This is a genomic window from Cardiobacteriaceae bacterium TAE3-ERU3 (assembly GCA_019218315.1).
Lineage (GTDB): Bacteria > Pseudomonadota > Gammaproteobacteria > Cardiobacteriales > Cardiobacteriaceae > JAHUUI01.
This window is the reverse complement of sequence record JAHUUI010000001.1, coordinates 108,500-131,682: the sequence shown is the minus strand read 5'-3', so window position 1 is coordinate 131,682 and position 23,183 is coordinate 108,500. Positions and strand designations below refer to the sequence as shown.

General features: G+C 47.7%; 20 protein-coding genes and 1 tRNA gene. 18 read left to right on the top strand and 3 right to left on the bottom strand.

All coding sequences use genetic code 11. From position 1 onward, the window contains the following. Positions 1-53 precede the first annotated feature (53 nt). On the bottom strand, positions 54-1,718 hold the full coding sequence (gene ettA / locus KRX19_00520) for an energy-dependent translational throttle protein EttA (protein MBV7433500.1): 1,665 nt from the start codon (positions 1,716-1,718) through the stop codon (positions 54-56). A 71-nt stretch (positions 1,719-1,789) separates the two neighbouring features. Between ettA and ubiA the strand changes: the two genes are divergently transcribed. The 13 genes from ubiA to KRX19_00455 all read left to right on the top strand — a co-directional run bounded on the left by ubiA (position 1,790) and on the right by KRX19_00455 (position 16,732). After that, positions 1,790-2,644 (top strand): 4-hydroxybenzoate octaprenyltransferase, encoded by an 855-nt coding sequence (gene ubiA, locus KRX19_00515; protein ID MBV7433499.1) that lies wholly within the window; start codon positions 1,790-1,792, stop codon positions 2,642-2,644. 28 nt (positions 2,645-2,672) lie between these two features. Continuing rightward, a complete protein-coding gene (locus tag KRX19_00510) occupies positions 2,673-3,266 on the top strand; it encodes a YceI family protein (protein ID MBV7433498.1) in 594 nt (197 codons plus the stop codon). Between the two features lie 11 nt (positions 3,267-3,277). Continuing rightward, positions 3,278-4,258 carry an ABC transporter substrate-binding protein gene (locus KRX19_00505; protein MBV7433497.1) on the top strand — a complete coding sequence of 327 codons (981 nt, stop codon included), beginning with the start codon at positions 3,278-3,280 and terminating at the stop codon, positions 4,256-4,258. Between the two features lie 6 nt (positions 4,259-4,264). Next, positions 4,265-5,026, top strand: a complete 762-nt coding sequence (locus KRX19_00500) for an ABC transporter ATP-binding protein (protein ID MBV7433496.1) — start codon at positions 4,265-4,267, stop codon at positions 5,024-5,026. 68 nt (positions 5,027-5,094) lie between these two features. Further along, positions 5,095-5,877: an ABC transporter permease gene (locus KRX19_00495; GenBank protein MBV7433495.1), complete on the top strand. Its 783-nt coding sequence runs from the start codon at positions 5,095-5,097 to the stop codon at positions 5,875-5,877. A gap of 192 nt (positions 5,878-6,069) precedes the next feature. Then, entirely contained in the window at positions 6,070-6,486 is a 417-nt protein-coding gene (locus tag KRX19_00490) for a DUF1801 domain-containing protein (GenBank protein MBV7433494.1), read from the top strand. Positions 6,487-6,694: 208 nt separating this feature from the next. Beyond that, positions 6,695-10,414, top strand: coding sequence for a bifunctional proline dehydrogenase/L-glutamate gamma-semialdehyde dehydrogenase PutA (gene putA, locus KRX19_00485; protein MBV7433493.1), 3,720 nt, complete (start codon positions 6,695-6,697; stop codon positions 10,412-10,414). An 87-nt stretch (positions 10,415-10,501) separates the two neighbouring features. Beyond that, positions 10,502-11,554, top strand: a complete 1,053-nt coding sequence (gene recA / locus KRX19_00480) for a recombinase RecA (protein MBV7433492.1) — start codon at positions 10,502-10,504, stop codon at positions 11,552-11,554. Continuing rightward, complete coding sequence (locus tag KRX19_00475) at positions 11,547-11,990, top strand: recombination regulator RecX (protein ID MBV7433491.1); 444 nt, start codon at positions 11,547-11,549, stop codon at positions 11,988-11,990. Before recA ends, KRX19_00475 begins: the two co-directional genes overlap by 8 nt. Then, positions 11,983-14,610, top strand: a complete 2,628-nt coding sequence (alaS, locus tag KRX19_00470; protein ID MBV7433490.1) for an alanine--tRNA ligase — start codon at positions 11,983-11,985, stop codon at positions 14,608-14,610. The genes KRX19_00475 and alaS overlap by 8 nt, the downstream gene beginning before the upstream one ends. Before the next feature lie 16 nt (positions 14,611-14,626). Then, the gene (locus KRX19_00465; GenBank protein MBV7433489.1) at positions 14,627-15,871 is read left to right on the top strand and encodes an aspartate kinase; all 1,245 of its coding nucleotides are present in this window, start codon (positions 14,627-14,629) and stop codon (positions 15,869-15,871) included. 502 nt (positions 15,872-16,373) lie between these two features. After that, positions 16,374-16,562, top strand: a complete 189-nt coding sequence (gene csrA, locus KRX19_00460) for a carbon storage regulator CsrA (protein ID MBV7433488.1) — start codon at positions 16,374-16,376, stop codon at positions 16,560-16,562. Between the two features lie 77 nt (positions 16,563-16,639). Further along, positions 16,640-16,732, top strand: a tRNA-Ser gene (locus KRX19_00455). Between the two features lie 338 nt (positions 16,733-17,070). Here KRX19_00455 and lpdA read toward each other — a convergent pair. Both lpdA and trxB read right to left on the bottom strand, forming a co-directional pair. Further along, positions 17,071-18,828 carry a dihydrolipoyl dehydrogenase gene (lpdA, locus tag KRX19_00450; protein ID MBV7433487.1) on the bottom strand — a complete coding sequence of 586 codons (1,758 nt, stop codon included), beginning with the start codon at positions 18,826-18,828 and terminating at the stop codon, positions 17,071-17,073. 65 nt (positions 18,829-18,893) lie between these two features. Beyond that, positions 18,894-19,838, bottom strand: a complete 945-nt coding sequence (gene trxB, locus KRX19_00445; GenBank protein MBV7433486.1) for a thioredoxin-disulfide reductase — start codon at positions 19,836-19,838, stop codon at positions 18,894-18,896. A 117-nt stretch (positions 19,839-19,955) separates the two neighbouring features. Between trxB and ruvX the strand changes: the two genes are divergently transcribed. The 5 genes from ruvX to KRX19_00420 all read left to right on the top strand — a co-directional run bounded on the left by ruvX (position 19,956) and on the right by KRX19_00420 (position 23,162). Further along, the gene (gene ruvX, locus KRX19_00440; protein ID MBV7433485.1) at positions 19,956-20,348 is read left to right on the top strand and encodes a Holliday junction resolvase RuvX; all 393 of its coding nucleotides are present in this window, start codon (positions 19,956-19,958) and stop codon (positions 20,346-20,348) included. Between the two features lie 188 nt (positions 20,349-20,536). Beyond that, positions 20,537-20,923, top strand: a complete 387-nt coding sequence (locus tag KRX19_00435) for a response regulator (protein ID MBV7433484.1) — start codon at positions 20,537-20,539, stop codon at positions 20,921-20,923. Positions 20,924-20,932: 9 nt separating this feature from the next. Next, the gene (locus KRX19_00430) at positions 20,933-21,295 is read left to right on the top strand and encodes a response regulator (GenBank protein MBV7433483.1); all 363 of its coding nucleotides are present in this window, start codon (positions 20,933-20,935) and stop codon (positions 21,293-21,295) included. Continuing rightward, positions 21,292-21,837: a chemotaxis protein CheW gene (locus KRX19_00425; GenBank protein ID MBV7433482.1), complete on the top strand. Its 546-nt coding sequence runs from the start codon at positions 21,292-21,294 to the stop codon at positions 21,835-21,837. Before KRX19_00430 ends, KRX19_00425 begins: the two co-directional genes overlap by 4 nt. 74 nt (positions 21,838-21,911) lie before the next feature. Beyond that, entirely contained in the window at positions 21,912-23,162 is a 1,251-nt protein-coding gene (locus KRX19_00420) for a methyl-accepting chemotaxis protein (protein ID MBV7433481.1), read from the top strand. Positions 23,163-23,183 lie beyond the last annotated feature (21 nt).

Sequence of the window (23,183 nt, the reverse complement as noted above, 5' to 3'; positions counted from 1 at the left end):
CTCCTGTGATTTATGTAAAAGCCCGCAGTTAAGCGGGCTTTGTTGGTTTGGGTTTACTGAATGCGTTTGTATTTGATGCGGTGTGGCTGGTCAGCCTCATCACCAAGACGCTTGCGACGGTCAGCTTCGTACTCGGAGTAGGTGCCGGGGAAGAAGTTGACTTGTGAATCACCTTCAAACGCGAGAATGTGGGTGGCAACGCGATCCAGAAACCAGCGGTCGTGCGAGATGATCAGAGCGCTACCCGGGAAAGCGAGAATAGCTTCTTCAAGTGCACGCAAGGTCTCTATATCAAGATCGTTAGTTGGCTCATCAAGCAGCAATACGTTGCCGCCACTCTTCAGTAGTTTAGCGAGATGTAAGCGGTTGCGCTCACCTCCAGATAAGTCACCAACGCGCTTTTGTTGATCCGAGCCTTTGAAGTTGAAGCGACCAAGATACGCTCGTGATGGAATGGTGTAGGTGCCAACCGTGATGTTGTCGAGTCCTTCGGATACTTCTTCCCAGACGGTTTTTTTAGGGTCGAGGTTGTCACGTGATTGGTCGACAAATGCGAGATTGACGGTTTCCCCAATTTCAATGGTGCCGCTGTCTGGCGTATCTCGGCCTGCAAGCAGGTTGAACAAGGTTGATTTGCCGGCGCCATTTGGGCCGATAATGCCAACGATTGCCCCCGGTGGTAGATTGAAATTAAGGTCGCTGTAGAGCATTTTGTGCTCGTAGCCCTTACTGACGTTTTCTGCAATGGCAATTTTGTCACCAAGGCGCTCGCCTGGTGGGATATAAATTTCTTGTGTTTCGCTGCGCTTCTGGAATTCTTTGCTTGAAAGCTCATCAAAGCGTTGCAGGCGAGCCTTGCTCTTGCTTTGACGGCCTTTAGGGTTATTACGTACCCATTCCAGCTCTTTCTTCAATGCGCGGCGGTGAGCTGATTCCTGCTTTTCTTCGGTAGCGAGGCGCTTCTCTTTTTGCTCCAGCCATGAAGAGTAGTTGCCTTGCCATGGGATGCCTTCGCCACGGTCGAGCTCAAGAATCCAGCCTGCAACATTATCGAGGAAGTAGCGGTCGTGCGTAACGGCGACGACGGTGCCAGGAAACTCTGCGAGATAGCGCTCCAGCCATGCGACTGATTCAGCATCAAGGTGGTTGGTTGGCTCATCGAGCAGCAGCATATCGGGGTTTGAAAGTAGGAGGCGACAGAGTGCGACGCGGCGTTTTTCACCGCCAGACAACGTACCGGTTTTTTGATCCCATGGAGGCAGGCGCAGGGCGTCTGCGGCAATGTCCATACGGCGCTCCATGTCGTGCCCATCGCCAGCTGAGAGTTTATTTTCCAGCTCGGCTTGCTTGGCTGCGAGTGCGTCAAAATCTGCATCTGGATCTGCATAAGCGGCGTAAACGGCGTCGAGCTCAGCTTGCACGTCTTTGAGATTGCTCATCGCTTCTTCAACGACTTCACGCACAGTCTTTTCAGGGTCGAGTTGTGGTTCTTGCGGCAGGTAGCCAATATCTAGGTTTGGCTGTGGGCGTGCTTCGCCCTGAATATCTGTATCCACGCCAGCCATGATGCGTAGCAAGGTTGATTTACCCGCGCCATTCAAACCGAGGATGCCGATTTTTGCCCCCGGGAAGAAGGATAGCGAGATATCTTTAAGAATAAATTTGCCGGGTGGCACGACTTTGCTCACCCGATTCATGGTAAAAACGTATTGGCTCATAAGTTTGGTCTTTAAATAGTGTGAAGTTGCGTTTATTCTAGTCAATCGTTTTTGTAAATACCACTAGAATCATGTTAGCCAAACTTCACGCTTATGCCCGCTTGATGCGCCTTGAAAGACCTGTCGGTACACTCTTGCTTGCGTGGAGTAGCTTATGGGGCTTGTGTTTGGCTGGAAATGGAGAGCCTCCAGCGCGAATTGTTTTCATTATTTTGTTGGGTACGTGGTCGATGCGTTCGGCAGGATGCGTATTTAATGATTTGGCTGACCGAAATTTTGACGGTAGTGTTGAGCGTACGAAGCACCGCCCGCTTGCACGTGGGGAAGTTGGGGTAAATGAGGCTTTGGTGTTGGGTGTTATTCTGTTGATATTCAGCTTTTGCTTGGTGTTACTGCTCAACTGGCAAAGCGTGGTTTTATCAATTTTTTGCGCTGCTGCAGCTATTGTCTACCCTTTCTGTAAACGCTTTTTGCCGACCCCGCAAGCAATGCTTGGCATTGCATTTGCCAGCTCGATTTTGATTGCTCACACAGCGATTTTAGGGTATGTGACATGGGCAGCATTCTTTTTATTCCTTGCCAGCGTATTTTGGGCCTTGGTTTACGATACTTACTACGCTTTGGTTGATCGTGATGACGATATTCCACTGGGGCTAAAGTCCGCGGCGATTTTTGCTCAGGGTCGTGAGTTGCCATTTATTGCAACGATGGCCGGTATTATGTTGCTGTGCTTGGTTATTTGCGGCCTACTGGCAGGATTGAATGGTTGGTATTATTTGGGGGTTGCTTCTGCGGCAGCGTTGCTTGCTTATGAGCTGTGGTGTACGCGTGGTTTGGATCGAGATTTGTGCTTTCAAGCATTTATACATAATAATTGGGTCGGAGCGGCCGTATTGCTTGGTTTGGTGATGGCATTTTTGCCTTAGAAAATTATAGAAAGAGGGGATATGGAATATGTTTAAGGGATTAGGAATTGGCGCATTGGCTTTGGGGCTTTCTACGGCTGTCTTTGCGGAGCAGTGGCAGGCAGATGAGGTTGATGTTTCATTTTTGACGACCAAAGTCACAGCGACGAATGCTACTGTAACGGAGTTAAACACGTTCGATACTGCGAGCGCGACGCTAAACTTTGATGGCAAACTCGATGCGGTTATAGATCTCGGCTCAGTTAATAGTGGGATCGAGATCCGTGACCAGCGTTTAAAGGATCACGTTTTTGCCTCAGCAAAACATTTAGAGCTGTTGATCAGCGGTAAAGTTGATCTTTCAGATATAGATAAGCTTGAGGTTGGGCAAAGCTTGGTTTTGCAACAGCCATTGCACCTGACTTTTGGGGGGCAGGAAGTGGATGTGACGGCGGATTTGTTGGTTGTGCGTCAGGCTAATAACCAACTCAGTGTGACCAGCCTTAAGCCAATTATTCTTGATCTGACGCTATTTGGCGTTGATCAAGGCGTAAACAAGTTGACCGGTTTGGCTGGGCTGAATGCGATTGCATTGCAAGTCCCGACTTTTTTACACACAACATTCACTCGTATTGGTAAGTAAGAGGTTGCTTGATGAATAAATTATTTCTCGCTGTTGGGGCTTTGTTTGGTTGTTCTCTAGCGCTGGCTGATCAAGACATCAAGATTGGCTATATCGCTTTTACGTCGCACGCACCAAGCATGATTGCCAAAGAACGCGGCTATTTCGCCGAAGAAGGATTGAATCCTGAGCTGATTCGCTTTCAGGCGGCGCAGCCAATGGCGGTTGCGATTGCTTCCGGCGATATTGATTACGGCGTGACCGCCATTACGGGTGGCTTGCTTAACCTTGCGGCACGTGGTGATGCAGTACGTATTATTGGAGGCGCTTTGCGCGAGGAGCCGGGCGTCGAAGGGCAGAAAATTCTTGCTTCGAAGCAGGCTTATGATACTGGCCTGATTAGCCCTGATCAGCTTGAAGGTAAGCGCTTTGCGGTGACCAATGCCGGTTCTTCTTTTGACTATATGGGTAAGCAGATTGCAGCTAAAGAAGGGCTTGGTGACGATGCCTTGCAAATGGTACCGATGAATGGTGTGCCGGCAATTATTGCGGCGCTGCAAAGTGGGCAAGTAGATGCTTGGTCGATTGTGCCAAATATTGCCGATGGTTTGGTCAAAAAAGGTGCTGCGGTTGAAATTGGCAAGGTGGCTGATTATCTGCCTGACTACCAAGTCACGGTGTTATTCACGTCTAAAGAGAATGTTGAGCAGCATCCTGAGCAGGTCGCCGCATTCAAAAAAGCCTTTGCTCGTGGCGCAGCCGATTACAATGCGGCATTGGTTGATGGCAGTACCGATGATGCCGAAAAACAGGTGGTTACAGATATTATTCATCAGTACGTTTACACTGAGCGCAGTGCAGAAGATGCGCGTAAAGCGATTGCAGCTGGGGCAATGCGTATTGCGCCTGATGCAGCGCTGTCAAGAGAAGACGTCGTGCGCCAAATTGATTGGTTCAAAGCGGAAGGCTTAGTGCCAGAGAATTTGGATGCCAACACACTCATCGTTGAATAACTTGCTGTGGAACTGATTGCTGACGGCATTTCACATTACTACGGTGGTCGAGTTGTTCTTGAGGACGTCTCGTTTACCATCGGTGAAGGTGAAATTGTTTGCCTGATTGGTCCATCGGGGTGTGGTAAGTCCACCTTGCTGCGTATGCTTGGTGGACTTGAAGCTCCAGATCATGGTGGTGTGTACAGTCGTGGTCAGCCGCCAGCTGGCTGCCTAAATCCGTTGACTTACGTCTTTCAGGATTTTGCGTTGCTGCCGTGGCGTGATGTGGCGGGTAACATTGCCTTGGCTTTGGAAGGCCATCAGCTTGATCGTGCAGAAAAACAGGCACGTATTGACGACGTTTTGGCACGCACTGCCATGGCGAATTTTTGCCACACATGGCCCCGACAGCTTTCCGGTGGTATGAAGCAGCGTGTGGCTATTGCCCGTGCATTGGCAGTGTCTCCGGCAATCTTGCTTATGGATGAGCCACTGTCAGCGCTCGATAGTCAAACCAAAGCACTATTGCTGGAAGATTTTGTCCGTCTGTGGTGTGAGCAGCCATTTTCTGCTTGTTACGTGACGCATAATTTACATGAGGCGGTTCGCTTGGGGCATAAAGTGATTGTGATGTCGCGTTGTCCGGGGCGGATTCGGCAAGTCGTCACTATTGAGCACCCACTCGATGAGCGCTTGGGTGACGATCCTGAGCTGCGTGCGATAGAGGAGTCGCTCTGGCAGATGATGTACGATGAAGCACGTGAAGCAGCATGGAGTACCGAATGAGCCAGCATTCCGTTGATCAGATTGGTATTGTACAAAGCGTCAATCAGCGCATTCCTATTACTCCGGATATGCAGCCGGTATCCCTTCGAGCCAAGCCGCTCCAGCGCAAAATGCCGAAGTGGATTGCACCATTGGTATTCGTGGTTTTGATTGCCTTATGGGAAGGCTTGTCTCGCCTTGGTTGGATAAATCCTTTGGTATTGCCGTCCCCGGCTGAAATCTTCACCGCCTTGCAAGATCTTTGGCGTAGTGGTGATTTGTGGCGCCACATGGGCGCAAGTTTGCAGCGCCTTGCGATTGGATGGTCGCTGGGCAGTGCGGTAGGTATTGCATTTGGGATGATTATTGGCCTTTTCAGCTTGGCGCGTGCCGGGCTATTACCGGTAGTTTCCGCGCTGTTCCCCGTGCCTAAAATTGCACTGTTACCGCTGTTTATCATTTGGTTTGGGATTGGCGAAAGCTCGAAAGTAGCGACGATTGCCTTTGGTGCATTCTTTCCGACCGTGATTGCAACTTATAGCGCAGTCGATGGCGTGGATCGCCAATTGATCCGCATGGCGCAGTCGTTTGGTGTGCGCGGTGGTGCTTTAGTGCGCAAGGTCATTCTGCCGGGCGCATTGCCGGGGATTCTGTCCGGCTTTCGTATTTCCATTTCAATTGCGATCATTTTGTTGGTCGCGGCGGAAATGATAGGTGCCCAAAAGGGAATTGGTACGTATATTTTGACTGCCGGTGCATTATTCCGCACAGATCAATTGCTGGCGGGTGTTGCGTTACTATCATTGCTCGGCGTGACGATGGCGTGGCTGATTGGTTTGCTGGAGCGTTATTTGTTGCGTTGGCGAGGATAGTTGGCTGGTCAGGTGGTGGCAGAGAACACTTGCAGGTTCGCTATTACAGTCTCAGCAATATTTTTTGTCATATTCAAATGCTGTGCTGTACAGGGTTATCTTTATTGGCACTATGACAAAAAATATTGCTGGTGCTATATGATGGCGTTATTTTTGTAGCAACTAAAAGTTTAATAAATTTGGATGGCAAATATGGAATCTGGAAGTGCGGATGTTTTGAGCGTGATTGAAGCATATCCAGATAAAATTCGTGCCCGATTATTGGAAATTAGAGAGCTTGTTTATCAAGTTGCGAATGAATGTGAAGAGATTGGTCCTCTGACTGAAACACTTAAGTGGTCACAACCGAGTTTTCTGACAGAGGTCAGCGGCTCTGGCACCACCGTGCGTATAGACAGGCATACAGACAATGAGGTTGCTATTTACTTTCACTGTCAAACAACCCTGATTGAAACATTCCGTGAATGGCTACCGGAACTCAATTATTCGAAAAACAGAGCTATTGTTCTCAACGTCGATGAACCGCTGCCAGTCGATGAAATCAGGACGTGTCTTGAGATGGCACTTACTTACAAACTCGATAAACGAGCGGCACGACGGTTGCGTTAGTGAAAAACACAACGAGACCACAAAGCAGAACATGGAAATAGGGATTGCTTCTTGTCAGTCCATAAGCACAAATCAAAACGCTATGTAATCCTTTATAAGGTATTTACTCTATTCGTTTTCTGATTTAGGTTGTGTGGAGTCAGATTAGCTTTGAGCGTGAAATAGAAATTGTAATTACAATTAACCAGCTGGTTTTCAGGAGGTAAGCATGATCGAACGTCAGGCATTACGGGCATGGTATTTGGCCGATGAAGCGCAAGCCGTAGAGCGCTTGTTGACGATGGCTCAATGGCAAGCCGGAGAGCTGGCAAAAGTTGATGTGACCGGCCGCCATCTGATTGAAGCCATTCGTTCTGGGGACGGCGTGGGTTTGCTCGATGCATTTTTGCAGGAGTATTCGCTGTCGAGTGAAGAAGGTATTGCCCTGATGTGCCTTGCCGAGGCATTGATGCGCGTACCAGATGCTGAGACGCTTGATGCGCTGATCTATGACAAGTTTGGCCGTGCACGCTGGAAATCGCATCTTGGTCAAAGTGACTCATTTTGGGTCAATGCCGCGACTTGGGGCATGTTGTTTACCGGCAAAGTTATGCGGATGGGGCGTAAGGACGAAGAGCGCCTTGGAGAGAAGCTGGAAAGCATGCTGCGCAATATGAGCGAGCCCTTGATCCGTAAAGCCGTTACCCATGGCGTGAAAATTATGGGGCAGCAATTTATCCTCGGTGAAGATATTGAGTCCGCTATGAAGCGTGGCGAGAAGCAAGAGGAAAAGGGTTACCGTTATTCATTTGATATGCTTGGTGAAGGGGCGCGTACTGAGCGCGATGCTGAGCGTTATTTTCAATCCTACGTAGATGCGCTAGAGGCGATTGGGCTCGCGCAGCACAATGGTGGTCCTATTGAAAATTCAGGTCTGTCGGTCAAGCTGTCGGCCATTTATCCACGTTATGAAGTTGGCAAGCGTGAAGCATGCGTCAAAAAGCTTACTGAGCGCATGTTGGTGTTGTGTGAAAAAGCAAAAAAATACCGCATTGGCTTGACCATCGATGCAGAGGAAGCGTGGCGACTAGAGCTGTCGATGGATGTTATTGAAGCGTTGTGTAAAGCCGATAGCATCAAGGATTGGCAAGGGCTGGGGCTTGCGGTGCAAGCTTATCAAAAGCGTTGCCCTGCATTGCTTGATTGGTTGATAGAGCTGGGTACACGCTACAAGCGCCGCTTTATGGTGCGGCTGGTGAAAGGCGCGTACTGGGATAGCGAGATCAAATGGTATCAAGAGCAAGGGCTGGAAAACTACCCTGTATTCACGCGCAAAGAAAATACCGATGTGTCATACCTTGCCTGCGCGCGCAAGATGCTCGCTGCGCCAGACGCAATTTATCCGCAGTTTGCCACCCACAACGCGCACACGGTGGCGGCAATTTTGGCGATGGCGGATGGCCTTGACGTCGATTTTGAAATGCAGCGTTTGCATGGAATGGGTGAGGTGCTACATGCGCAATTTGTCGAGCATGGTCAGCGCAAAATACCGTCGCGGATTTATGCACCGGTTGGGACGCACAAAGACTTACTTTCCTATTTGGTGCGGCGTCTATTAGAAAATGGTGCGAATTCGTCATTTGTTCATCATTTGGGCGACGAAGATATCAGTATTGATGATTTATTGGCTGATCCGGTAGCAATCGTCGCGGCGCGTAGTGGCGATGAAGTGGCTAACCCCAATATACCGCTTCCAGCGGATATTTTCCCTCAGCGTCGCAATGCCAAAGGCATGGATCTAACCCATATTCCAGTTGTTGAAAGCGTGCGTGATTTGCTTGCAGAGGGCCCTGGAGATTGGCAGGCAACTTCACTGGTAAAAGATTACAGTGCTGAAGATGCGCAGGGCCACGTAGTGTTTGCGCCAGCTGATCGTAAGCGACAGATTGGTCGTGTGTTTCCTGCTGATGAAGCTGTGGTAAAACAAGCAATTAAGCACGCTGAAGCGGCTTTTTCAGGCTGGTCTGTAATATCAGTCCGTGAAAGGGCCGCGTTGTTGCGCAAGCTGGCCGATGCTTATGAAGCGCATATGGATGACTGGCTGTGCTTGTGTGTCTTTGAAGCGGGCAAAATATGGTCAGATGCTGTTGCAGAGGTGCGTGAAGCAGTTGATTTTTGTCGCTATTACGCTGTGCAGGCTGAAAATAATGAGCTAGAGCAGTTGCAGCAGGCGCGTGGCGTTTGGGGGTGCATCAGTCCGTGGAATTTTCCGTTGGCTATCTTTACCGGGCAGATTGCTGCCGCAATCGTCACCGGTAATACAGTCGTCGCTAAACCAGCGCAGCAGACACCGCTAATTGCGCATTTTGCAGTTAAGCTGATGTATGAGGTCGGTATTCCGCGTGATGTGGTGCAATTGGTGCTTGGCGGTGCGGAGGTTGGCGCAGCGCTGACAGAAAACCCAGCGATAGCTGGAGTTGCATTTACCGGCTCGACGGCTACAGCCGCCAAAATTCAGGCTACTCTGCTTTCAGATGGTAAAGAACGAACCTTGATTGCCGAGACTGGTGGTCAGAATGCGATGATTGTTGATTCGACCGCATTGCCCGAGCAAGTGGTGGATGCTGTGATGACTTCTGCGTTTCAAAGTGCAGGTCAGCGTTGCTCAGCGCTGCGTGTGCTGTGCTTGCAGGAAGATATTTACGATGAAACGCTGGATATGATCAAAGGTGCGCTAAAAACACGCAGTGTAGGGGATACTGTGGCGCTATCTGTCGATATTGGGCCGGTCATCGATCAGGCGGCTTACGATAAGCTTGAAGCCTATGTGGCCGGGCACAGTAAGCGTGTTTTGGTGCGCCATGAAGGCGGTATGCCATCGTATTTGGGCTTTTTTGTTGCGCCAACGATTCTCGAGATTAGCGATGTCAGTGAGCTGAGTGATGAACAGTTTGGCCCCATTCTGCATGTGGTGCGCTTTCAGGCTGATGAGTTGGATGCGTTGATCAGTGCCATCAATGGGCTTGGCTATGGATTGACTGGTTGTCTGCACTCACGTATTGAAACGCGTCAGCAATGGTTTATCGAGCAGTTGCATGTGGGCAATGTCTATATCAACCGTAACCAGATTGGTGCGATTGTTGGCTCACAACCATTTGGTGGGCATGGCTTGTCTGGTACAGGCCCTAAAGCCGGTGGGCCACAATACTTGCCTCGTTTTGTTACTGTTAATGACCGTTACTTGTTGCATCATGACTTTTCAGGCAATGCGGTGATGGTGGAGAGGTCTTCAGCTTTGGCTGATATGCTTAAAGCGCAACATGCTTGGGCTCAGCTCGCGCCACAGCAAGCCGTGCAGATTACGGCATCACTGCGCAATAGTTTGTCTCACCTTGGGGTGGACGTACCTGCTTGGTTTGGCGAGGCATTAACGGCAATAGCGGAGGCCGCGGTCAAATGCCAGGAAGTGATCAATATGCCGGGTGTGACGGGTGAGCAAAATCAGTGGCGCTGCTATGCGCGTGGTGTGATTCTACAGATGCACGAGCATGCGGATAGTCGTGCATTACTACAAATCGTCGTTGCGTTATTGACTGGTAACGCTGTACTTGCGGTTGGTTTGCCACAAGCGTGGTATGACTGGCTGATTGCTGCTGGGGTTCCTAAAGAGGTGCTTTGCTCGGCTGATGATAGTGAGCAGCTAGTCGAACAGTCGGCTTTGTGCGGATTGATGCTATCGGGTAGTGAGCAGTGGTGCGCGCCGCTTCGTGATCGGTGGCTGATGCGTAAAGGTGCTATTGTGCCTGTGTTTAGCGCTTCACCAATAATGGCTGATCAGGTGGGGCATATCCAGATGAATCCCGATGCATTGTCGTATTTGATGTTCGAGCAGAGTATATCCATTAATACTGCAGCGGCTGGAGGCAATATCGAGTTATTGTCATTGTAAATATATGAACAAATAACGCTGATGGTGCTATGATTGCACGTTTGATTTGCGATGGTGGGCGCGTCGTCCACATGTGGAGGCAACAAGATGAATGATGACCAGAAAAAAGCCCTTGATGCGGTACTCAAACAGCTCGATAAGCAGTACGGCAAAGGGTCGGTAATGCGCTTGGGCGATAAGCCTGCGCAGACCAATATTCCTGCGGTGTCGACCGGTTCTTTGGGGCTCGATATTGCCCTTGGCATTGGCGGCTTACCGCTGGGGCGAATTGTTGAGATATACGGGCCGGAGTCATCGGGTAAGACGACCCTGACCCTGCAAGTCATCGCCGAAGCACAGAAGCAGGGCGGTACGGCAGCATTTATTGACGCAGAACATGCGCTTGACCCGATTTATGCCAAGAAACTCGGTGTTGATACCGAAAATCTCTATGTGACTCAGCCAGACACTGGTGAGCAAGCACTCGAAATTACCGATGCACTGGTTCGTTCAGGTGCATTTTCGGTCATCGTCATTGACTCAGTGGCGGCTTTGACGCCAAAAGCGGAAATTGAAGGTGAAATGGGCGATTCGCACATGGGCTTGCAGGCACGCTTGATGAGTCAGGCACTGCGCAAGCTCACAGCCAATATTCAAAAAGCCAATACACTGGTCATCTTCATCAACCAAATTCGTATGAAGATCGGCGTGATGTTTGGCTCGCCGGAAACCACTACCGGGGGTAACGCACTGAAATTCTACGCCTCTGTGCGTATGGATATTCGCCGTATTGGCTCAATTAAAGATGGCGATGAAGTGCTGGGTAACCAGACCCGCGTTAAAGTCGTGAAAAATAAAGTATCGCCACCATTTAAGCAGGCAGAATTTGAAATTCTCTACGGGCAGGGTATTTCTCGCAGTGGTGAGATTATTCAGCTGGGTGTGGACGCAGGATTGATTGATAAATCAGGCGCATGGTACAGCTACAATGGCGAAAAAATTGGCCAAGGCAAAGAAAAAGTACGCGCTTTCCTCAATGAACATCCTGAAATTGCCGGTCACATTGAGGCGCAGCTGCGTGAGAAGTTTATCGGCTCAGATCAGGCGACCGAGTTACCAAAACCTGCAGCACTAGATGCAGACGCGGATAGCGATGACTGACGACCAACGCAGCGCTGTCGAACACAAACTACTCGCAGCCCTTGCGCGCCGCGAGCATGGCTATCAGGAACTGTTGCATAAATATGGCGAGGTCTTTGATGCAGAAGTGTTGGCAGCGGTGCTTGATGAGTTTGTCGAAAAAGGTTGGCAAAGTGACGAGCGCTATGCACATTCCTATACGCGTAGCGCTGTTTCTCGCGGCAAAGGCGAGCTGCTGATTCGCCAGTATTTACGTCAGCAGCAAATCAATAACGAATTGATTGACGCCGCCCTCGCAGAGCACGATTTCTACGCACTCGTTGCTGAGGTTTACGCCAAAAAATACCCCGAACAAAGCGTCCACGACCGCAAGGAGCAGGCTAAGCGCCAGCGTTTTCTTGTGAGTCGTGGTTTTTCTTTTGATCAAATTAACGAAGTGTTGAATCATCATGACTAAACCGTTTTCTACCGCCGAGATTCGGCAAGCTTTTATTGACTATTTTGTTGAGCGTGGTCATCACGCTGTGCATTCTGCGTCATTGGTGCCGGGTAACGACCCGACCCTGTTGTTCACTAATGCAGGTATGGTGCCATTTAAGGATATCTTCACCGGTCACGAGAAGCGCGACTACAATCGCGCTGTAAGTGCACAGCGTTGCGTGCGCGCCGGCGGTAAGCACAACGACTTGGAAAACGTCGGCTACACCGCGCGTCATCACACCTTCTTTGAAATGATGGGCAACTTCAGCTTTGGTGACTACTTCAAAGAAGATGCCATCCGCTATGCCTGGGGCTTGGTCACCGGTGTGTATGGCCTGCCGAAAGAAAAATTGTGGGTCACGGTGTATGAAGAAGACGACGAAGCCTACAACATCTGGCTAAACGAGATTGGCGTACCGGCCGAGCGCATCGTACGCATTGGCGACAAGCCGGGCAAAGGGCGCTATGAATCGGACAACTTCTGGGCGATGGGCGAAACCGGCCCTTGTGGTCCGTGTTCGGAAATTTTCTACGACCACGGCGCAGACATTTGGGGCGGCCCTCCCGGCTCGCCGGAAGAAGACGGCGACCGTTACATCGAAATCTGGAACCTCGTTTTCATGCAGTTCGAGCGCGACGCCAGCGGCAACATGAAGCCGTTGCCCAAGCCGTCAATTGATACCGGCATGGGCTTGGAGCGCATGGCGGCGGTGTTGCAGCACGTTCACTCGAACTACGAGATTGATATTTTCGTCAACTTGATTAAGGCCGCTGCAGAAGCGACTGGCTGTACGGATTTGCAAAACAACTCGCTGAAAGTGATTGCTGACCACATTCGTTCGACCGTTTTCCTGATGGTTGACGGCGTATTGCCGGGCAAGGAAGGGCGCGATTACGTCCTGCGCCGCATCATGCGTCGTGCAATTCGCCACGGTCACAAGCTAGGGCAAAGTCAGCCGTTTTTCTACAAACTGGTTGCGCCATTGGTTGCAGAAATGGGTGAAGCCTATCCTGAAATCGTCAAGGCAGAAAAACGTATTGAGCAAGCGATTCTCAAAGAAGAAGAGCGCTTTGCCAAGACGCTTGACGATGGCATGAGCATGCTCGAAAAAGCCCTTGCCGAGATGCAGGGTACGGAAATCGACGGCGAAACCGTGTTCAAACTTTATGATACTTACGGTTTCCCCGTCGACCTCACAGCAGACATTGCGCGCGAACGCGAATTGACGCTGGACATGGATGGCTACGAAGCGGCGATGAAAGTGCAGCGTGAAACTGCACAGGCTGCAGGTAAATTCAAAGCAGGTGACAGCTTCTCTGTACAAAGTAAAACCAATTTTGTCGGTTATTCAGAAACTCGTGTTGACGATGCCAATGTGCTGCATATTTTTGTCGATGGACAAGAAGTGGATAGCGTCGAATCCGGTACGGAAGCAGTGATTGTGCTGGATAAAACCCCGTTCTACGCCGAGTCCGGCGGTCAGGTCGGCGACATCGGCTTCTTTAATAATGCTGGTTTAGCACAGTTTGCTGTGCGTGATACGCAGAAGCAGGGCGATACATGGTTGCATATTGGTGAAATGGTGCGCGGTGAATTGAGTGTCGGCGATACTGTTAGCGCTGAAATCAACGAGCTACGCCGCCGTGACATTATGCGTCACCACTCGGCAACTCACCTCTTGCATCAGGCATTGCGTGATGTACTCGGCGATCATGTACAGCAAAAAGGCTCACTGGTGAACGAGGGCGTGACCCGCTTTGACTTTGCGCACGACGCAATCATCAGCCCCGAAGAATTGCTCAAAATTGAGCAAAATATCAACGAAGAGGTGTTGGGCAATTATCCCGTCACCATCGAAGAAATGCCGATTGACGAAGCCAAGGCAAAAGGCGCGATGGCGCTGTTTGGCGAGAAATACGGCGACATCGTGCGCGTGGTGTCGATGGGCAGCAATGATTACTCGGTGGAATTGTGTGGTGGCACGCATGTGCCGCGTACCGGTGACATTGGTCTGGTGAAAATTGTCAGTCAAAGTTCGGTATCGGCAGGCGTGCGTCGCGTTGAAGCAGTCGCAGGTATGACCGCCTTGACGCACTGGCAGAACCATAACCAGCTGCTCGGTGAAGCTGCAGCGACACTACGTACCGATGCCAAGCATTTGCCGGAGCGTATTCAGGCGGTGCAACAGCAAGTGAAAAATCTTGAAAAAGAAGTGCAGCAGCTTAAGCGCCAACTCGCTTCTGGCGGTAGTGCGGCTGAAATTGATGTACAGGAAGTCAATGGCTGGAAGTTTGTTGCCGTCCAGCGTGATGGGCTCGACAATGCTACGTTACGTGACAGTGCAGACCAGCTGCGCGATAAGCACAAGCTTGATCTGGTCGTTATTGGTAGTGCTGATGATGGCACTGCTCGTCTGGTAGTCAGTGTTGCTAAAAGTGCAGAAGGTCTGCATGCAGGTAATATCATCAAAGCGTTGGCAGCACATATTGACGGCAAGGGCGGCGGTCGTCCGGACTTCGCTCAAGCTGGTGGTAAAAATCCTGATGGATTGCCACAGGCATTGGCAGCCATCTCTGATACTTTACCGGCTCGATAAACAAGAGAGGAACTTAATGGCACTAATCGTACATAAATACGGCGGTACTTCGATGGGTTCGATTGAGCGCATCGAAAACGTCGCCGAGCGTGTCATCAGGGCACGCAAAGCAGGGCATGATGTGGTTGTTGCAGTGTCTGCCATGAGCGGTGAGACCAACCGCTTACTTGGCTTGGCACATGGGATTACGAAACGACCAACGCCACGTGAGCTGGATATGCTGCTTTCAAGTGGCGAGCAGGTATCGATTGCATTGTTGTCAATTGCATTGAACAAGCGTGGTTATCCAGCTGTGTCATACACCGGCGGACAAGTGGCTATCCATACTGATCGTGCCTATACCAAAGCACGCATCACCAGTATCGATGATGAGAAAATACGCAATGATTTGGCACTTGGGCGTGTGGTCGTTGTCGCGGGTTTTCAGGGAGTTGATCCTGATGGCAATATCACGACATTAGGCCGTGGTGGCTCAGATACCACAGCGGTGGCACTAGCGGCCGCGCTAAAAGCCGATGAATGCCAAATTTATACCGATGTTGACGGCGTGTATACCACTGACCCTCGCGTTGAACCTAAAGCTCGAAAACTTGATCGTATTACGTTTGAAGAAATGCTTGAAATGGCAAGCCTGGGCTCAAAGGTTTTGCAAATCCGCTCAGTAGAGTTTGCCGGAAAATATCAAGTCCCACTGCGTGTTTTATCTTCATTTGAAGATGGTGGTGAAGGTACATTAATCAGTTTGGAAGAGGAGAACCCCGTGGAAGCAGCAATTGTACGCGGTATTGCATTTAGTCGTGATGAAGCACAAATCAACGTCGTTGATGTGCCCGATGAGCCGGGTGTCGCCTATAAGATTCTTGGTCCGGTTGGTGATGCTAATATCAACGTTGACATGATTATTCAGAACATCGGTGAAAATGGTAAGACTGACTTTACTTTCACGGTTCCACGTAGTGAATTCGATTCGACCATTGAAGTCTTACAGCAAAATCTTTCAGAAATTGACGGCGTCAAAATTGAAGGTTCAGAAATTGCTAAGGTATCTGTGGTTGGTGTTGGTATGCGCTCGCACAGCGCTGTCGCGAGTACTATGTTCAAGACGCTTGCTAAAGAAGGCGTTAACATCCGCATGATCACAACTTCTGAAATCAAAATTTCAGTCGGTATTGATGAGAAATACCTGGAGTTGGCAGTGCGTGCACTGCATGCGGCGTTCGAGCTGGATAAAGCGCCTGAGGAAGAAAGTGCTTATAAATGAAGCAGTAGTGCTCGTAATTTTATGGCCGCTCAATTGAGTGGCCATAAAACCCCATTCTTTAATTTGGTTGGTTTGGTTGTTTTTATTGTTATCAATAACTTATATCTCTGATGATTTTTAAATAGAATTGTAAATATTCCCCTTTATTAACTAAAATTTTATTCTAGTATTTAATTAAATTAATCGTAATCTCGATTCTAAACTTAATGTCTTTTTGAAATTCTGTGTCCTAAGTGTAATGAAGAATTCTTTTAGTCTGTTTTACGCTGAGTAATTGTAGATATTTTTTGTTATTTTCTTGAGTTTTTATATAGATAGAAATTATCAATTTTTCTTTGGTCTGTATTCTGCTTGGGTATAGCCTGATAGATATGCCTTCACTAAATGAATTGTTGTACTGTCTATTGGAATAGTTTCAAAAATAAGATCTGATATGATTTTAAACATGTGTATAATTAATCAGCTCAGCGCAAAAAAAATCTTATTTAGAGATGGAGTAACAATGTTGATTTTAACCCGCAGAGTGGGCGAAACCATCATTATTGACGATCATATTGAGGTAACTGTTCTTGCAGTCAAAGGCAATCAAGTACGCTTGGGTATTCAGGCGCCGGATGATATTGCTGTTCATCGTGAGGAAATTTATCAGCGTTTGGTTGGAGGAAATGATGAGGGACCAAAAAATCCGTAAAATCATTGGGTAAGTGTATTTTTTGGAAAAATACTTTACCTTGCATGCCGAATTGCGTATTATGCGCAGCTTCTTGAGGAGAGATGGCCGAGTGGCTGAAGGCGCTCCCCTGCTAAGGGAGTATAGGGTTTATAGCCCTATCGAGGGTTCGAATCCCTCTCTCTCCGCCACCATAAAAATCGCTGAAAAGCGATTTTTTTGTATCTGTAATATCTGTATCGCTTTCGCTCTTTTTGATGCATCTCCCACAATTACTACTCATTGACGCGGAGACACTGATTTGACTTCCTTACGGATATATTTGCTTATGGCTAATCAATGGCTATATGTAATGATTGGTGTGGAGTGCCATGTGGCTATAGCACCAGCAAATAAACATTCAAATAGAATACTTATTCTGAGCAGTAAGTGAGCCTGGAGGAAGGCTTGAAGGTGTTGCGTGCCGCATGTTAAAAAACCCGGCAAAAGCCGGGTTTCTGTCGTTGGATTATACAAGCAAAAGAGGGAATTATTTTTTCTTTTGTGGAGGAAGGTCTGTACAAGCACCTTTTGCTACCTCAGCAGCCAAGCCTATGGTTTCACCAAGGGTTGGGTGCGGGTGGATGGTTAAGCCGACGTCTTCAATGTCTGCATCCATTTCAATTGCCAGTACAACTTCACCAATCATGTCGCCAGCATTGGGGCCAACAATTGCACCACCTAAGATTTGACCACTTTCCTTGTCGTAGAGTAGTTTGGTGAAGCCATCGTCACAGCCGTTGGCAATCGCACGACCAGATGCAGCCCATGGGAATACAGCTTTGCCGATGTTCTTACCTTCAGCCTTGGCCTGTGCTTCTGTGATGCCAACCCATGCAACCTCAGGGGATGTATATGCAACGCTCGGAATAACGCGTGCATCGAAATAGGCTTTCTCGCCTGCTGCTGCTTCAGCTGCTACATGGCCTTCATGTACGCCTTTGTGTGCAAGCATAGGCTGACCAACGATATCACCAATTGCAAAGATGTGTGATTGTGCGGTGCGCATTTGCTTATCAACCTTGATAAAGCCACGTTCATCGGCATTGAGGCCACAGGCTTCGAGGTTGAGCTTTTTACCGTTTGGAGAACGGCCGACAGCGACAAGTACACGATCATAGCGCTGTGCTTCTGCTGGTGCATTTTTGCCTTCAAAAGTCACATAAATACCATCATCCTTAGCTTCAGCAGAGACTGTCTTGGTTTCGAGCATAATATTGGCAAAGCGTTTTTTATTGCGTTTTTCCCACACTTTGACCAGATCTTTATCTGCACCAGCCATTAATCCGTCGGCCATCTCTACGACGTCAATCTTACTGCCAAGGGTTGCGTATACTGTGGCCATTTCAAGGCCGATAATACCGCCGCCAACAACGAGTAAACGCTCAGGGATATCTTTTAGTTCCAGCGCGCCTGTAGAGTCCATGATGCGGTCGTCTTGAGGCATGAATGGCAATTTAACGCTTTGAGATCCTGCGGCAATTATCGCTTGCTTGAAGTTCAGTTGCTGTTCACCATTATCACTGTTGATGGTCAGGCTATTACCGCCGCTGAATTGTGCGCTCCCCTGAATGACGGTGACTTTGCGTGCCTTGGCCATACCAGCAAGTCCGTTGGTCAGCTTGCCAATGATGCTCTCTTTGTGGCTGCGTAGTTTGTCCAAATTAACTTCAGGTTTGCTGAATGTGACTCCGGCATGCTCCACAGACTCGGCTTCTTCAATCACTTCACAAACGTGTAGTAGCGCCTTGGATGGAATACAGCCAACATTTAAGCACACTCCACCTAAAGTTGCGTAGCGCTCGACCAGTGTGACGGATAGGCCAAGGTCAGCGGCACGAAATGCCGCGGAGTAGCCTGCTGGTCCGGCACCGATAACTACCAAGTCAACGCCATCTTCTGGTGCGTTGTTGGTTTGAGGTGTTTTCTGCGCTGTATTTTGTGTTGGCGCAGAGGGTTTTTGATCGTTGCTCTGCTTTTGCTCGGATTTGTTGCTTTCGCCATTATCGGCAGTACTGATGCTGCCAATGACATCCCCAGCACTGACTTTATCGCCAACCGAGATATCGAGTGACTCAATCGTGCCGGAAAATTCAGCAGGGACTTCCATAGAAGCTTTGTCCGTTTCAAGTACGACGAGAGAATCATCTTTTTCGATTGAATCACCTTTCGATACCAATACTTCAATAACTTCAACTTGATCGAAATCACCTAGATCAGGGATAACGATTTTTTGGTTAGCTGCCATGTGGGTTGCTCCTCACGTATGGTTCTGGGAATTTATTGTATTTTACCACTGCGTAAGTCGGTCTGTCAGGCGTGGGTGCTGTCGATGAACTTTTCAGCGTCCAATGCTGCCATACAGCCTGTGCCGGCTGAGGTGATGGCTTGGCGGTAAATATGGTCCATGACATCTCCGGCTGCGAATACACCAGGTATGGAGGTTTGCGTTGCATTGCCGTTTAGCCCACTTTGGACGCGGATATAGCCATTTTCAATTTCGAGTTGATCCAGGAATATATCAGTATTTGGTTTATGGCCTATGGCGATAAAAATACCATCGAGTGTGATGTCTTCAAGTTCACCGCTTTGATGACGAATGCGCATTCCCGTCACACCTTGTACATCGCCGAGTACTTCGTCCAGCTCAGCATTTAGTTTTAACTCTATTTTTCCTTCTTCGACACGTTCCATCAGGCGTTTGATCAGGATTTTTTCAGCGCGGAATTCATCACGACGGTGAACGAGCGTGACTTTGCTGGCTAGGTTGGCAAGGTAGAGCGCTTCTTCGACGGCCGTATTACCACCACCAATCACGGCGACAGGTTTGTTACGATAGAAAAATCCGTCACATGTTGCACATGCTGAAACACCACGACCTTTGAATTTTTGTTCTGATGGTAAGCCGAGGTATTTGGCGCTTGCACCTGTAGCAATAATTACACTATCAGCGGTATAGGTTTGCTTTTCGGTCTGAAGTTTAAAAGGACGTACGCTGAAATCAACACTGGTAACAAAGTCATTAATAATTTGGGTGTCGAAACGCTCAGCATGGGCGCGCATGTTTTGCATCAGTTGTGGGCCTTGGATGCCTTCCGCTTCTCCGGGCCAATTATCAACCTCGGTGGTCGTCATGAGTTGTCCACCTTGTTCCAGCCCTGTGATCATGAGTGGCTTTAGCCCCGCCCGTGCAGCGTAAACAGCAGCAGTGTAACCTGCCGGACCTGAACCAATGATAATAAGCGTTGCATGTGTCATTGTGGTTATTCCTGTGTTTTTTAAAACGTGCAGTATTAAAGAAACTACTGCAACATGCAATGTACAAGTCAGCTGCGTATAATTCTTGTCGTTAATTATTGGTATATAGAGATCTAAATGAGTACGGTTAAATGGGTTTTGGGTATTGATCCCGGTCGGCGTAAAACGGGTGTTGCGATTGGTCAAAGCCTTACAGGCACTGCGCGTCCGTTAGGTATTATTCAAGCGCCACTAGAAAAGATACAAGCCAATCATTTTTCTGATTATATAGAGCAGTGGCGACCCAGCATGATTATCGTTGGTGAGCCAAAGTTGGCTGATGGCAATGCGCACCCAATGGCTGAGGATATTCAGCAGTTAATCAGTATGCTTTCAGCGGCATTTGATCTTCCAGTAGAGACATTCGATGAATTTTTGTCCTCCCATGAGGCGAAGCAGTTAAAACCCAAGCAACGTCAGATTGATGATCTGGCTGCGGTGATTATTCTTGAATCGTGGTTTCAATCGTAGTGGTGATAATGTTTAAATAGCGGATGTAGCTGCTAGCTTTTGCTGAGGCAAGATTTGTCAAATAGACCGTAGAAAAAGTAGAATTACTTTAAGTATTAAATTATTGGTTTATGGCGTGCCTTTGGTCGCTTTTAGGGAATAGTTCGGTTATTCTAAAGTATAAGGTTAAAGATAAGTAAGGAGTAGTCGTGGCGGCTCAAAATCTAGATAAAAAAGTGCTGGTGGTTGATGATAGTACAACCATTCGCAGAACGGCAGAATCCATGCTTGGTAAAGAAGGATATGTTGTAGAAACTGCTTCTGATGGTTTTCAGGCTTTGGCCAAAATTGTTGAGTTTAAACCAGATATTATCTTTTTAGATATTATGATGCCGCGGCTTGATGGTTATCAGGTTTGTTCGATTGTTAAAAGTAATCCGGAATACAAGCATATCCCCGTTTTATTATTGACTAGTAAAGACAGTATCTTTGACCAGGCAAAAGGACGGATCGCTGGGTCGGAATACTTTATGACTAAGCCATTTTCGCGTGATGAACTTTTGCAAGGAATCAACGAACATTTGGTGGGTAAGTGAGGAATATGAATGGCTAGGATACTGATTATTGATGACTCACCGACAGAATTTGAGTTTGTCAGCGCAATTTTGATCAAAGCAGGCCATAAAGTGACTTGGGCTAAGAATGCGACTGAGGGGATAGAGTGGGCTGTGAAGAATGTGCCGGACCTTATTTTAATGGATGTGGTTATGCCAGGTATGAATGGTTTCCAAGCAACAAGGCAGTTACGCCGGAAACCAGAAACAAATGGTATACCAATTCTGATGTTAACGACCAAAGATCAGGAGACTGATCGAATTTGGGGGCTACGTAATGGGGCAACCAAATATATGTGCAAACCTCCATCTAAGGATGAGTTGCTCATTGAAGTGAAGGAGTTAATACCGTGAAAACCCACTTTGATCAAGAAATTGATCAAACAATAGACTCTATGACACCTTTTCAGTTGCTATCCTATTATGCTGATACAGCCTTGCTAAAAGGGGCTTTAAAGGAAAATGATTATGCCTCATTGCCGAGCTATTTGATGTTCATGGCTGAAGGTGAAGGATTTTTAATTCCAGTAGAAAATATAAGTAGTGTCATTCGAGAGAAGCCTGTTATCAAGCCTTTACCTTTTTCTCCAAGTTGGTTTCAAGGTTTAAGTAGCGTACGTAATGAAATTGTTTCTGTTGTATCTTTCTCGCAATTACATAAGGGAAAATCGAATAGTAAGCAAAAAGACATGCACTACATCCTTTTGAATGGCGTTATGAATGGCTTTTTGCTGGAAGTGGATAAATTGATCGGAATAAGATCTTTAGATGTTGAAAAAATACTTTCCAGTAGTGCGATAATAGACGGTTATGCACTTGTAGAAGGGTTGCGGTGGCAACGGATTAATCTTGATGTATTACTTGCTACCAAGTTACATAAAGAAATGGAATTTTAAATAGGATACTTAAGATGAAAGAAGAAGCGAAAGTGCAAGAGAAATCATCAGATTTACCAAGCGCCTCTGTACCAATGTTACTGTCCATACTAACGATCATATTGGTTGTTATCTCACTAGCCGTCTTAGTGGTATTTGATCATGATAGTAGCCTTGATTTTATGGGCTATGATTTTTATGTGCTAACGGTTAACTATATAGCACCACTTGCACTGGTTTTGTCGATTTTGACTGGTTTTATTGGTTGGCGTTATTTACGTAAAAAAATTGAGGAGCAAGCGGCTACTGCCTCGCAAATAGCGACCCTTGAAATTCGTGCTCGTCGCGATCAGGATGCTATTTTACGCTTGATGGATGAGCTTGCTGAGTTTTCTAATGGAGATTTGACGATAGAGGCACAAGTCACGGAAGATTTTACAGGTGCGATCGCTGATTCGGTTAACTATGCGATAGAGTCAATGAGAGATTTGGTTGGCACTATAAATAGTACCTCAAATCAGGTGAGCTTGGCGTCTCATAAGACTAAAAAGCTTGCAGAAGAAATGCGAGGTTCTTCTATTGAGCAGAAACAAATGATCGTCAATATGACGACTACCATTGGTGAAATGGTACACTCTCTTGATCGGGTATCATTGAGTACAACTGATTCTGCTGAGATTGCTCGAGAGTCTGTAAAAATCGCAAGAAACGGATCTGAAAAAGTACATAATACGATCGAGGGGATGAACAAGATCCGTGAGCATATTCAAGATACTTCAAAACGCATCAAGCGCCTTGGTGAAAGTTCACAAGAAATTGGTAATATCGTTGAAATGATTAAAGGTATTGCTGATCAAACTAGTATTTTGGCATTAAATGCGACAATTCAGGCTTCAGCTGCCGGTGAGGCCGGAAAGGGATTTGCAGTCGTTGCAGATGAAGTGCAAAAATTGGCAGAGCGTTCTACAAAAGCGACTCGTAGGATCGAATCACTGGTTAATACTATTCAAGGAGATACTGGTGAGGCTATTCACTCAATGGAAAAGTCGACGATGGAAGTGGTGAATGGTGCTGATATTGCTGAGCAGGCTGGTGATGCATTGAACAAGATTGAGAGTGTGTCAACATCATTAGCATCGCTAATCGACAGAATATCTCAATCTACTCAGCAAGTATCGGATCGAGCCAAAAAAATCGCTTCTGAAATGAAGAATGTCAATATTATTGCAGAAGAAAATATGCAGAATGTTAGTAAAACTAGTGATGCGATAAATAATTTAAGTGAACTGGCTAGTGATCTTGAGGGATCAGTCTCACACTTTACATTGCCAAAAAGTGAAGACTGATTGAGTCTCAATTGGATGGGC